We start from the raw sequence: 12,032 nt of genomic DNA on the forward strand, positions 1-12,032 counted from the left end.
TATGCAACGAGGGATAGTCTGGATCGTCGATGACGATAGCTCCATCCGCTGGGTGCTTGAACGCGCGCTTACTGGAGCCGGTTTAAACTGCGCCACGTTTGACAGCGCGAGCGAGGTGCTGAACGCGCTTGCCACCAAAACCCCGGACGTTTTGCTTTCCGATATTCGTATGCCCGGCATGGACGGACTGGCGTTACTGAAACAAATTAAGCAACGTCATCCGATGCTGCCGGTAATTATTATGACCGCACACTCCGATCTGGATGCGGCCGTCAGCGCCTATCAGCAAGGCGCATTCGATTACCTGCCAAAACCCTTTGATATCGATGAAGCCGTGGCGTTAGTGGAACGCGCGATCAGCCACTATCAGGAGCAGCAGCAGCCGCGCAACCAGCCGGTCAGCGGCCCGACTACCGATATCATCGGCGAAGCGCCGGCGATGCAGGACGTGTTTCGTATTATCGGCCGCCTCTCGCGTTCTTCAATCAGCGTATTGATCAACGGCGAGTCGGGCACGGGCAAAGAGCTGGTGGCGCACGCGCTGCATCGCCACAGCCCGCGCGCGAAGGCGCCTTTTATCGCGCTGAACATGGCGGCTATCCCGAAGGATCTGATTGAGTCGGAGCTTTTCGGCCATGAGAAAGGCGCATTTACGGGCGCTAATCAAATCCGTCAGGGACGTTTCGAGCAGGCCGACGGCGGCACGCTGTTTCTGGATGAGATTGGCGATATGCCGCTGGACGTGCAGACTCGTTTATTGCGCGTGCTGGCCGACGGCCAGTTTTATCGCGTCGGCGGCTATGCGCCGGTCAAAGTAGACGTCAGGATCATCGCCGCTACGCACCAGAATTTGGAGCTGCGGGTACAGGAAGGCAAATTCCGCGAGGATCTGTTTCACCGCCTGAACGTTATCCGCGTGCATCTGCCGCCGCTGCGGGAACGCCGTGAGGATATCCCTCGTCTGGCGCGCTATTTCCTTCAGGTCGCGGCACGCGAGCTGGGCGTCGAGGCAAAAATTCTGCATCCCGAAACCGAAACGGCGCTGACCCGCCTGCATTGGTCGGGCAACGTGCGCCAGCTGGAAAATACCTGCCGCTGGCTGACGGTGATGGCCGCCGGTCAGGAAGTGCTGATTCAGGATTTGCCGCCGGAGCTGTTTGAAACCGCCACGCCGGACAATCCCGTACAGTCACTGCCCGACAGCTGGGCAACGCTGCTGGCGCAGTGGGCCGATCGCGCGCTGCGTTCCGGTCATCAAAACTTGTTATCGGAAGCACAGCCAGAGATGGAGCGCACGCTGCTGACTACCGCGCTGCGTCATACACAAGGCCACAAGCAGGAAGCGGCTCGTTTGCTGGGTTGGGGACGTAACACCCTTACCCGCAAGCTGAAAGAGCTGGGCATGGAGTAAAGCAGGAAAGCATAAAAAAACGTCGATTCGCGCATTTTTTATGCTCTTGCGACTTTACACATCGGTATCAGTCAGTATCATTCTGAACCGTTATCGGGAGGAAGATAATGCTGGAATCGTTAATTCATGTGGTGACGCACTACGCGCAGACGGGTGCCGCGCATCTGCCGCAAACGGCTATGGCCGCCGTGCTGTGCGCAGCGATGCTGAAATTTCCAGGCTGAGGCGCCAAAAATTTCAGCACTAAAAAGCCGGGAACGTTTTTGTTTCCGGCTTTTTTATCCGCAGGGCGATCAGATCACCCGCGAGAACTGCTGTAGGCGCGTTTGCTGGCGTAGATAGCGGTCAAAGCACATGCAGATATTCCTGACCAGCAGGCGCCCCTTAGAAGTGACCTGAAGGCCCTTCTCGCTGCGCTCCACCAGCCCGTCTGCAATCAGCGGCTCAAGCAGCGCCAGATCCTCCGCAAAATAGTCGGTAAAGGTGACGCCGTGCGAGGTAAAAGCGGCGAAATCCAGCGAGAAATTACACATCAGCGTTTTAATCACCTCGCGGCGCAGGATATCGTCGCCCGACAGCTCTACGCCGCGCCAGAGCGCCGTACCCTGCTTAGCCACGGCGTCATACCACTCTTTTAGCCCTTTCTGGTTTTGCGCATAGCCGTCGCCGATCATACTGATGGCGGAGACGCCCAGGCCCAGCAGATCGTTGTCTCCCTGCGTGGTATACCCCTGGAAGTTGCGATGCAGCTTGCCTTCCCGCTGGGCAACGGCCAGCTCGTCCTCCGGTCTGGCAAAGTGGTCCATACCGATAAACTGGTAGCCGGACGCCATCAGCGCGGCAATGGACTGTTGCAGGATGGTCAGTTTCTGTTGGGGATCGGGCAGATCGGCCTCTTTAATTTTCCGCTGCGCGGCAAAGTGCGCGGGCATATGCGCATAATTGAAAACGCTAAGCCTGTCGGGGTTCAGCGCAATGACCTTTTGCAGGGTAAAGGCAAAGCTTTCCGGCGTCTGCCTGGGTAAGCCATAAATCAAATCGAGATTAACAGAGTTGAAGCCCACCCGCTTTGCCCGCTCGATAAGCGCGACGATAGTCTGCTCGTCCTGTACGCGGTTAACCTTTTCCTGCACCTCTTTATTGAAATCCTGCACGCCCATGCTTAGCCGGGTAAAACCTGCGGCAAAGAGATGATCGATCACGTCCGCTTCAATTTCTCGCGGATCGATTTCAATGGAAAGCTCCGCCTCGTCGCTGAAGGCAAAGTGCTGACGCAGCAGCGCCATCAGTGTGGAAATCTGCGCTTTACTGAGAAAAGTAGGCGTGCCGCCGCCCCAGTGCATCTGTGTCACGGTTCGGTTGCGGAAAAGCGCGGCGCGACTGGCGATTTCTACGGCTAAAGCTTCCAGATAGTCGTCAGCTTTATGCTGATGACGGGTAACGACTTTATTACAGCCGCAGAAGTAACAAAGGCGATGGCAGAAAGGAATATGAATATAAAGCGACAGCGGGCGATGGGGAGTACGCTGGCTGGCACGGATAAAATCGGCTTCGCGGTAAGCCTCGCTGAACTCCAGCGCGGTAGGATAAGAAGTGTAACGGGGACCCGAGATATTATATTTTTGCAGCAGGACGGGATCCCACTCAATTGTCTGCGTCACGATATTCTCTCCTGCATTGGCGTGTTGACCGTCGCGGAGGCGCTGTCGGCAGGACGGTCGGTCTGCGTAGCCGGGCTTTCAGCCGGGACAGACGCCGTAGTTTACCCAACATCCAGAGCAGGCAGCAGAACAGAATCAGCAGGTAAATTGATCCAGGCCAAATCATTGGCAGAGATACCTTATGCAGAAACGGCGCCCGTTGGCGCCGTCCTTTAAGTAAGTCCGAAAAGCATCGCCGGGATTAATTACCGCCTTTAAGCAGGCGATACATATCCTCTTCAGCTTCTTCATCTTCGACTTCATCATCCAGCGCGATCCCCAACTGCTCCATCAGCGTGTCGATGCGATCCAGCGTCTGATCAAGCCAGGCCTGCTCTTCCGCCTTCAGGGTGTCGCCGTTTTCCAGACGATCCAGCAGCGCATCCAGCCGCTCGTCGTTTTCGAGCTTCGCCAGCTCTTCTTCCGGCGTCAGACGGGGTTTCTTCTCTTCGGCTTTTTTCACCGGTTTGGCTTTCTTCGCAGGCTGCGCGGCGGCAGCGCCCAGCGCTACCGGCGTTTTACTGCCAATACGCGGATCTTTCTCTTTAGCGCTTTCGCCGTTTTTCTTTGCCGCCGCTACGGGGTTAGCGCGACTGCCGGAGGCGTGGCCGCGATGTTTCTTATCGCGTTTACGATCGCGCGCTTCCGTGTTGATTTCATCGCGCGTTTTACGCTTCGCTTTTGCCGCCGGTTTTTTCTGCGAATCGCGTACAGGTTGCTTCATGGTTTCTGCTCTCAGACTGTTTATCTTCAGTATAGAATTGCGGCGGAATCTAGCAGAAAGCAGACAAAGAAAAAAGGCGCCAGGTCACCCTGTCGCCTTTTTTCGCACCTTCCGCAGAAGGACTGACTAAGTTAGCATCCGTTTTGGCATCCAACTTCCCGGTTTTCCCTTGCCATGCCGTCCTCCGTGGACGCAGTCCTTTCCCTTCAGATGAGCCGTTCCCCGACACTTTCCTTCCCTGCTCAGTACCTTCCTGGTATCCCCCTGAGCGCTTCATCCTGAAGTAAGCCGTCCTGGCTCTGACAACAAATGTAGACTATATGGAGAAACTCACAAGGTAAGTTACGAAAAAATTTATTAATATCTGGCCTTAAAATAATAACACTTTGATTTTAAATCATTTAATTTTTAAAGGCAGGAAAGAAAAGGTAAAGTTCTGGCAAAAAGTATAGCCAATCTCTTACAAAGCCGCCGCCGCGCCGCGTGCGGCTGGGCGCTTTTAATCCATACAGGGTATACTCTGCACAATTGTTCTTATTATCTGGAGTTTCTAACTTGTCTGGCTGGAATTATAACCTTACCCACTTTGTCACCAGCGCGCCCGACATCCGCCACCTTCCAGCCGATATCGGTATTGAAGTGGCGTTTGCAGGACGCTCTAATGCCGGCAAATCCAGCGCGTTGAATACGCTAACCAATCAAAAGAGCCTGGCCCGTACCAGTAAAACGCCCGGCCGCACCCAGCTGATTAACCTGTTTCAGGTCACCGAAGGCTATCGCCTGGTGGATTTGCCTGGCTATGGCTATGCCGAAGTGCCGGAAGAGATGAAGCTGAAATGGCAGCGTTCGCTGGCAGAGTATCTTCAGATGCGTCAGTGTCTGAAAGGGCTGGTTGTGCTGATGGATATCCGTCATCCGCTGAAGGATCTGGATCGGCAGATGATTGAATGGGCGGTACAGAGCGGCATTCAGGTGCTGGTGCTGCTGACCAAGGCGGACAAGCTGGCTTCCGGTGCGCGTAAAGCGCAGTTAAATCTGGTGCGCGAAGCCGCTAAAGGATTTGTCGGCGATGTACAGGTTGAAGCTTTCTCTTCGCTTAAGAAATTGGGCGTGGATAAACTGCGCCTGAAACTGGACAGCTGGTTCAGTGAAATTCCACCAGCGACGGAAGAAACGTCACCAGAAGCTTGATATCCGGCTGAACGGCGCCCAATAAAAAACGCCCCAGTCATAACGACTGGGGCGGCTAATATTCAGCCAAATCCGATTACGTGAAGTAAACGGTTTGAAAGATAGAACATCTTACCTCTGTACCCTACATCTTCAACTCTACATGATTTTTTCAGGCCTCAAAAGGATTTTTTACCGCCCCGTTTCACAAAATCCCCTTTTTTATCGAATACAGCTCACAGAAAAATAGTTTTCAGGTAGCGAAGGCACAAAAAAAATGTTTGAGCGATAACAGGTTAGCGCTGGCGCTATGCAAGGCTTTATTTCTTATAAACGCCTGTTAATTGACAGGCTAAAGCGCTTTCTGGCATCAGCTTGCTAAAGCCGGGCCTTAGCCCGGCGCCAGATTAATGCGCTTCGTCCCAGTTATGTCCTACGCCCACATCGACACGCAGCGGCACGTCCAGCTGCATACTGTTTTCCATCAGCTCGCGGATTTTTACCGTGGCCGCTTCGATTTCTGATGTTTTCACTTCAAATACCAGTTCATCGTGAACCTGCATGATCATCTTCACATCAGGATTAGCCTGCGGCGTCAGCCAGCCGTCGACGGCAATCATAGCCTTCTTGATGATATCGGCAGCCGTGCCCTGCATCGGCGCGTTGATTGCTGCCCGCTCGGCCGCTTTGCGACGCATCGCGTTACTGGCTTTAATGTCCGGCAGATAAAGACGACGACCATCCAGCGTAGAGACATAGCCTTTTTCCGCCGCCTGCTGGCGTGTGCTTTCCATATATTCCAGCACGCCAGGGTAGCGTTCAAAATAGAGATCCATGTATTTTCTGGCTTCGCCCGCACCGATATTAAGCTGACGCGACAAACCAAAAGCGCTCATGCCGTAAATCAGGCCAAAGTTGATAGCCTTTGCGCTGCGACGCTGTTCGCCTGTCACCTTATCCAGCGCCATGCCAAACACTTCTGCCGCCGTGGCACGGTGAATATCTTCTCCTGCCGAGAAGGCGCTCAGCAACCCTTTGTCCTGGGAAAGGTGCGCCATAATACGCAGCTCGATTTGCGAGTAGTCTGCAGCCAGGATCTGATGGCCCTCAGAAGCGATAAAGGCCTGGCGGATACGACGTCCTTCCTCATTACGTACCGGAATATTCTGCAGATTAGGATCGGTGGAAGAAAGGCGTCCCGTGGCCGTCACCGCCTGATGATAGGAAGTGTGCACGCGTCCGGTCAGCGGATTAATCATTACCGGCAGTTTGTCGGTGTAGGTTGATTTCAGCTTGGAAAGGCCACGGTGCTCCAGAATGACTTTTGGCAGCGGATAGTCCAGCGCCAGTTCAGCCAGCACTTCCTCGCTGGTGGACGGCGCGCCGCCAGGCGTTTTCTTGGTTGGCTTGATGCCCTGTTTTTCAAACAGAATGGTTTGCAGTTGTTTAGTCGAGGAAAGGTTAAAAGGCTCACCCGCCAGCTCGTGCGCTTTCTGCTCCAGCTCTGCCAGACGCGTGGTCAGCTCCTGAGAATGTTTGGCAAGGATAGCCTGGTCAATCAGCACGCCATTACGTTCAATGCGGGAGATCACCGTTACCAGCGGCATTTCGATATTTTCGAAAACCTCTTTTGGCCCCTGCTCTTTTTCCAGCTCCGGCCACATTTTCAGGTGCAGCTGTAGCGTTACGTCCGCATCTTCCGCCGCATAGTGCGCCGCTTGCTCAAGGGCAATCTGATTAAACGTCAGCTGCTTTTTGCCTTTCCCGGCGATTTCCTCAAAGGTTACGGTTTTATGGTTCAGCCAGCGTGAAGCCAGCGTATCCATATCGTGACGGCCCACCACGCTGTTTAGCGCGTAGGATTCCAGCATGGTATCGAATTTAATACCTTTCAGTTCAATACCATAATTGTTCAGCACGCCGCGATCGTATTTCAGGTTCTGACCAACTTTAAACAGATTTTCATCTTCCAGCAGTGGTTTCAGGCGCGCCAGCACCTCTTTACGATCGAGCTGCAAAGGCGCGTCGAGGTAGTCGTGAGCCACCGGCAGGTAAGCGGCCTCACCCGGCGCCACAGCGAAAGCGATGCCGACGATATTGGCGCTCAGCGTATCCAGGGAATCGGTTTCCAGGTCAAAAGCGAAAAGCTCGCTTGCCTGTAGCTTTTTCAACCAGTGGGCAAAGGTCTCGTCGTCAAGGATAGTGACGTAGCCATCCGTCGCCAGAATGCTGGTCGCTTCCGGCTGCGGACTTTCCGGCTGTTCCGCCAGGGTTTTCTGTGCGGCAGCGCCGCCCTTTTTCCCCTGTAGCCATTTGCCCTCTTCCAGATCGGTGATCCAGCGTTTGAATTCATAGCGACGGAACAGCGCCAGCAGCTCTTCGACAGCGGGCTCGCTAACCATCAGCTCTTCACAGCCTGCATCGAGCGGCACATCAGTTTTGATGGTGGCCAGCTGGTAAGAAAGGAGAGCGACCTCCTTGTTTTGCTCCAGCTTGGCCGCCATCGTTTTGGCACCGCGGAAGGAAAGATCGGCGACTTTATCCAGATTCTCATAGATATCTTTAATACCGCCAAGTCCCTGTAACAGCGCCTGCGCCGTTTTCTCGCCTACGCCCGGCACGCCCGGAATATTGTCCGAAGAGTCGCCCATCAGCGCCAGAAAATCGATAATCAGCGAGGGTGGAATGCCGTATTTCTCCACCACCTCGTCCGGGCCAAGAATAGCGTTATTCATGGTGTTGATAAGCGTGATATTCGGCGTGACCAGCTGCGCCATATCTTTGTCACCGGTGCTGATTAAAACGGGTATACCCTTTTTACCCGCCTCCAGCGCCAGGGTACCGATAACGTCATCGGCTTCCACACCCGATACCGCTAATAACGGCAGCCCCATCGCCCTGACCATATTGTGCAATGGTTCAATCTGCGCACGCAGATCGTCCGGCATAGGCGGCCGATGGGATTTGTAGTGTTCAAAAAGTTCATCACGAAACGTTTTGCCCCTGGCATCGAAAACGACCGCAACATGGCTGGGTTTATATTGCAGCAGCAGGCTGCGCAGCATATTCAGCACGCCGTACATAGCGCCGGTAGGGTCGCCGGCGCTGTTGGTCAGCGGAGGAAACGCATGATATGCGCGATACAGGTAGGACGAGCCATCTACCAGAATAAGCGGGTTTTCTGCAATTTGTGCCATAGGTTTGTCACATTCCGGGTTAAATTTCACTATAGGGTAAGGATGCCACAGCTATACCGGAAATATGAAATATCTCCGGGCGGCGCGCCTTTGCTTTGCGGCCTGTTTCGCAAACGCTTCCTGTGGATAACTTTGTGCGTAAATTTCATAACATATTAATACAGCTGCCGCACTGGGCTATATGAATTATTTAAAATCATAATTTTCAGCAAGTTACATATTTAATCCATAAAGATCCTTACCCAAAGGTAATTTGCATTAATGTGGATATAAATTAGCGACTAAGCGATCCGGTGGATCTTTAGCAAGAAAAAGCGATCGGAAGAATTTTGATCTGATGAGGAAATGTAGATGCGGTTTAACCGACGCAGCGGGATTGAAACCCTCGCTGCGTCAAAATATGGCTTACTTTTGGGTTAACAGGAATTTTACGACGTTAGCGTATTGCTGCGTGTAATTATCCATCGAGCTGGTATCCAGGCCGCCGTTGTTGACCATATATTTACCGTTAACAAACATCGCCGGCACGCCGCGCAGATCGACATCAACCGCGGCTTTTTCCTGCTGGGCTACCAGCGATTTCACCACAAAGCTGTTCCAGGCCGCATCGTATTCTTCCGGCTTGATGCCGGCTGCCTTCACAAAGGCCGCTTTCAGGCTGGCCGGATCGGTGATGGTCTGGGTTTTCTGGATGCCTTCAAACAGGGGAGCAGTGACTTTATCTTCAACACCCAGCGCCATAGCTACGGCCCACGCCTGAGTCACCACTTTGCCCATTTCGCCGCCGAGGAATTCAACGTGATATTTAGTCACTTTGGTGCCCGCAGGTACGGCTTTTTTGACTGCATCGCTAACGTGCCAGACATGTTCGAATTCATAGCAGTGCGGACAGAAGAAAGAGAAAAACTCCACAACCTGAGGCTCGCCGGTAACAGGTTTCTGTATCGTGACGTACTGTTGTCCATCGGTAAACTGGGCAGCAGAAGCGCTGAACGCCAGAAAAACACCCATCAGCGCGAATAAAACTTTTTTCATCTGGAAACTCTCTCCTAACAGCAAAAGAGGCTGACCGGAAAAGGCGATCAGCCCTGGAATGCAGGCATCAGCTGCAGCGGTGGCTCCTGCAACAGCCGGGTCTGCTCATTGAAAATAGCGATCTGTCTGCGCCAGAAATCTTCGTCCGTCATCCATGGAAAGCTGGCCGGAAACGCAGGATCTTCCCAGCGGCGCACAATCCACGCCAGATAATAAACCATCCTCATAGCGCGTAAAGGCTCAATCAGTGACAATTCGTGTGTGTCGAACTCGCAGAATTCGCCGTAGGCTTCCAGCAGAATATCCCACTGAATACGCTGCTCCTGAAGATCGCCGTTAACCAGCATCCATAGATCCTGTACGGCAGGGCCATTACGAGCGTCGTCCAGATCGACAAACAGCGGGCCATCACGCCACAGAATATTGCCGGGATGGCAATCGCCGTGCAGACGAAGCGGCTGCCACTGAGTATGCCAGCACTTTTGTAAAGTTGCGCTGAGCAGATCGACGCTTGCCAATAAATTCTGTTTCAGTTTGGCCGGGATCAGCGTGCTGGAGTCAAGCACCTGACGCGGTTCGTGGATATACTCCTCCAGACCAAAGGTAGGACGAACAGCAAAGGTTTTTTTACGCCCTGTCTGGTGAATTCGCCCCAGAAAACGACCGACCCATTCCAGATGATCGTAGTTATCCGTTTCGTATTGCCGTCCTCCCAGGCTGGGGAAAACGGTAAATAAGTAGCCGTTATGCTGATGCAGCGTTTGTCCTTGCAGCGCAAGCGGCGCGGCCACGGGAACCTCATCAGCCAGCAGCTCGGCAGTAAACCGATGTTCTTCTTCGATTTGTAGCGAAGACCAGCGCCGGGGGCGATAGAATTTTACCACGTAACGCTTTTTGTCCTCGTCGGAAAACTGATATACCCGATTCTCGTAGCTGTTCAGCGCGGTAAGCCCCGACTCAACGCGGATGCCCGTTTCCCAGAGCGCATCCAGGATGGTATCAGGATTAAGGTTTTGAAAGTTAAAGGCGGGTTCAGTCATCCGGCGTACTCATCGATAATCATCATGCGTTGAGGATACCATTAATCGCCCGTACGTCGGATGAACAGCGGCAGTTAATCTTTAATAACGCCGCGTGCGCGAAGCAGCGCCGTTTTGAAATCGTCTTCATAATCTTTTTGCAGGCCCGGGATAGCTTCGCTTTTGTCAGCATTGCGTAGTTTAAGATGATAAATCAGCACGTCATCGCTCAGGTCGGCCAGGGGCTGAGTAAATCCGGCCTCATCCGCCATTTTCTGCAAAAATTGCACTAAATTCAGATCGGGTTCCTGTTGCCAGGCTGGCTGCAGCAGTGAAATTAACTCGTTAAGACGGTGACATTTCATAATAGGGTTCCTGTGAGATTCGGGTTCCGCTACGGTAGCAGGGTTAATCCCACAAAAAAAGAGGGTATACAGCTTATGCGTTTTTGCGGTTCAGAGACCGTTTCGATTACGGGCGTCATTCTTGCAGGAGGACGCGGCAGCCGCATGGGCGGCGAAGATAAAGGGCTGGTGCTGTATCAGGGAAAACCACTCTGTCAGCACGTTCTGAGTCGCCTGCGTCCTCAGGTCAGCCGTGTGTGTATCAGCGCCAACCGTAATTTGTCTGTCTATCGGCAAACCGGCCTGTGGGTTATAACCGATACGCTGCCGGATTTTCCGGGGCCGTTAGCCGGTATGCTGGCAGCGCTGGAAAAAATCGAGACGGAATGGGTGGTTTTTGTCTCTTGTGATACTCCTTTACTGCCAGAAGATTTGGTTTCTCGCCTGTGGCAGGCTAAACGGGATGCACCTGTGGTTTGGGCTAAATCTGACGGACGCGATCATCCTACTCTGGCATTAATGCATGTCAGTTTAATTGAGCCGTTGAAAAGCTTTCTGGCAAAGGGGGAGCGGAAGGTAATGATTTTTCTCCAACAGGCAGGCGGACACAGCGTGGATTTCAACGATTGTCCTGACGCGTTTAATAATATTAATTGTTATGAAGATCTTGTTGCAGGAGAACGCGGATGATCCCCCTTTTAGCCGTCGCGGCCTGGAGCGGGACAGGTAAAACTACGCTGTTAAAACAGGTTATTGCCATTTTAAAAAAGCGAGGGATCCGTACAGGCCTGATCAAGCACACCCATCACAATATGGATATCGATACGCCCGGTAAGGATAGCTATGAATTACGTAAGGCAGGAGCCGATCAGGTGATGGTTTATAATCCGCAGCGTTGGGCGTTGATTACCGAAACGCCCGAGCATAATGAGCCGGATCTTCGCTTTCTCGCCAGTCGGATGGATCCTTCTCTGACAGATATTATATTAGTGGAAGGTTTTAAACATGAGCCGGTGCCCAAAATAGTGCTGTGGCGTGGAGGGAGCGAACAGCGTTTCAGTGAGCTGTTCGATGAACACGTTATTGCGGTTGCCGCAGATTCTACTTTCTCTTTGCCTGTACCTTTGCTGGATATTAATAATGCAATTATGGTTACAGACTTTATTTTAAATTGGTTAGAAGAACAGCAGTAAGTAGCGGCGACGCCGGGCCGTAAAAGGGAGGCTCCGGGCTCCTGCGCGCTTTATCCGCAGCGGCGCCGCTTTTCCCGGCGCACAAACGCAAAAAACCCCGACCGTGAGGTCGGGGTTATCGCAATCTGATGCCTGGCAGTTCCCTACTCTCGCATGGGGAGGCCCCACACTACCATCGGCGCTACGGCGTTTCACTTCTGAGTTCGGCATGGGGTCAGGTGGGACCACCGCGCTAAAGC

General features: G+C 53.1%; 11 protein-coding genes and 1 rRNA gene. 5 read left to right on the forward strand and 7 right to left on the reverse strand.

The window, feature by feature from the left end; genetic code table 11:
• Position 1 precedes the first annotated feature (1 nt).
• Together glnG and EGK14_RS21175 are read left to right on the forward strand one after the other, a co-directional pair.
• Entirely contained in the window at positions 2–1,411 is a 1,410-nt protein-coding gene (gene glnG, locus EGK14_RS18975; protein WP_125290652.1) for a nitrogen regulation protein NR(I), read from the forward strand.
• 107 nt (positions 1,412–1,518) lie between these two features.
• Entirely contained in the window at positions 1,519–1,635 is a 117-nt protein-coding gene (locus EGK14_RS21175; RefSeq protein WP_148101258.1) for a YshB family small membrane protein, read from the forward strand.
• A gap of 69 nt (positions 1,636–1,704) precedes the next feature.
• On the opposite strand, the gene hemN is transcribed toward EGK14_RS21175, so the two are convergent.
• Together hemN and yihI are read right to left on the reverse strand one after the other, a co-directional pair.
• Complete coding sequence (gene hemN, locus EGK14_RS18980) at positions 1,705–3,075, reverse strand: oxygen-independent coproporphyrinogen III oxidase (protein ID WP_125290654.1); 1,371 nt, start codon at positions 3,073–3,075, stop codon at positions 1,705–1,707.
• A 238-nt stretch (positions 3,076–3,313) separates the two neighbouring features.
• On the reverse strand, positions 3,314–3,835 hold the full coding sequence (gene yihI, locus EGK14_RS18990; RefSeq protein WP_125290656.1) for a Der GTPase-activating protein YihI: 522 nt from the start codon (positions 3,833–3,835) through the stop codon (positions 3,314–3,316).
• Between the two features lie 555 nt (positions 3,836–4,390).
• Between yihI and yihA the strand changes: the two genes are divergently transcribed.
• Complete coding sequence (gene yihA / locus EGK14_RS18995; protein WP_125290657.1) at positions 4,391–5,026, forward strand: ribosome biogenesis GTP-binding protein YihA/YsxC; 636 nt, start codon at positions 4,391–4,393, stop codon at positions 5,024–5,026.
• 386 nt (positions 5,027–5,412) lie between these two features.
• Here the strand turns inward: yihA and polA are convergent, their stop codons facing one another.
• The 4 genes from polA to EGK14_RS19015 form a co-directional block, all read right to left on the reverse strand.
• On the reverse strand, positions 5,413–8,202 hold the full coding sequence (polA, locus tag EGK14_RS19000; protein WP_125290658.1) for a DNA polymerase I: 2,790 nt from the start codon (positions 8,200–8,202) through the stop codon (positions 5,413–5,415).
• A 405-nt stretch (positions 8,203–8,607) separates the two neighbouring features.
• The gene (dsbA, locus tag EGK14_RS19005) at positions 8,608–9,237 is read right to left on the reverse strand and encodes a thiol:disulfide interchange protein DsbA (protein ID WP_125290659.1); all 630 of its coding nucleotides are present in this window, start codon (positions 9,235–9,237) and stop codon (positions 8,608–8,610) included.
• A 47-nt stretch (positions 9,238–9,284) separates the two neighbouring features.
• Positions 9,285–10,277, reverse strand: coding sequence for a serine/threonine protein kinase (locus EGK14_RS19010; protein ID WP_125290660.1), 993 nt, complete (start codon positions 10,275–10,277; stop codon positions 9,285–9,287).
• 74 nt (positions 10,278–10,351) lie between these two features.
• Entirely contained in the window at positions 10,352–10,621 is a 270-nt protein-coding gene (locus EGK14_RS19015; protein WP_125290661.1) for a YihD family protein, read from the reverse strand.
• A 75-nt stretch (positions 10,622–10,696) separates the two neighbouring features.
• Between EGK14_RS19015 and mobA the strand changes: the two genes are divergently transcribed.
• Positions 10,697–11,290, forward strand: a complete 594-nt coding sequence (mobA, locus tag EGK14_RS19020) for a molybdenum cofactor guanylyltransferase MobA (RefSeq protein ID WP_125290671.1) — start codon at positions 10,697–10,699, stop codon at positions 11,288–11,290.
• Positions 11,287–11,793, forward strand: coding sequence for a molybdopterin-guanine dinucleotide biosynthesis protein MobB (mobB, locus tag EGK14_RS19025; RefSeq protein WP_125290662.1), 507 nt, complete (start codon positions 11,287–11,289; stop codon positions 11,791–11,793). Before mobA ends, mobB begins: the two co-directional genes overlap by 4 nt.
• A 130-nt stretch (positions 11,794–11,923) precedes the next feature.
• Here the strand turns inward: mobB and rrf are convergent.
• A 5S ribosomal RNA gene (rrf, locus tag EGK14_RS19030) occupies positions 11,924–12,032 on the reverse strand; the annotation flags it as partial.

The sequence above is a fragment of the Erwinia sp. 198 genome (genome assembly GCF_003937915.1).
Lineage (GTDB): Bacteria > Pseudomonadota > Gammaproteobacteria > Enterobacterales > Enterobacteriaceae > Erwinia > Erwinia aeris.

Bases quoted from the DNA above. Each gene is read 5' to 3' on its own strand.
- mobB (WP_125290662.1), top strand. From the start codon at position 11,287: ATGATCCCCCTTTTAGCCGTCGCGGCCTGGAGCGGGACAGGTAAAACT.
- polA (WP_125290658.1), bottom strand. From the start codon at position 8,202: ATGGCACAAATTGCAGAAAACCCGCTTATTCTGGTAGATGGCTCGTCC.
- glnG (WP_125290652.1), top strand. From the start codon at position 2: ATGCAACGAGGGATAGTCTGGATCGTCGATGACGATAGCTCCATCCGC.
- EGK14_RS21175 (WP_148101258.1), top strand. From the start codon at position 1,519: ATGCTGGAATCGTTAATTCATGTGGTGACGCACTACGCGCAGACGGGT.
- mobA (WP_125290671.1), top strand. From the start codon at position 10,697: ATGCGTTTTTGCGGTTCAGAGACCGTTTCGATTACGGGCGTCATTCTT.
- EGK14_RS19015 (WP_125290661.1), bottom strand. From the start codon at position 10,621: ATGAAATGTCACCGTCTTAACGAGTTAATTTCACTGCTGCAGCCAGCC.
- dsbA (WP_125290659.1), bottom strand. From the start codon at position 9,237: ATGAAAAAAGTTTTATTCGCGCTGATGGGTGTTTTTCTGGCGTTCAGC.
- yihI (WP_125290656.1), bottom strand. From the start codon at position 3,835: ATGAAGCAACCTGTACGCGATTCGCAGAAAAAACCGGCGGCAAAAGCG.
- EGK14_RS19010 (WP_125290660.1), bottom strand. From the start codon at position 10,277: ATGACTGAACCCGCCTTTAACTTTCAAAACCTTAATCCTGATACCATC.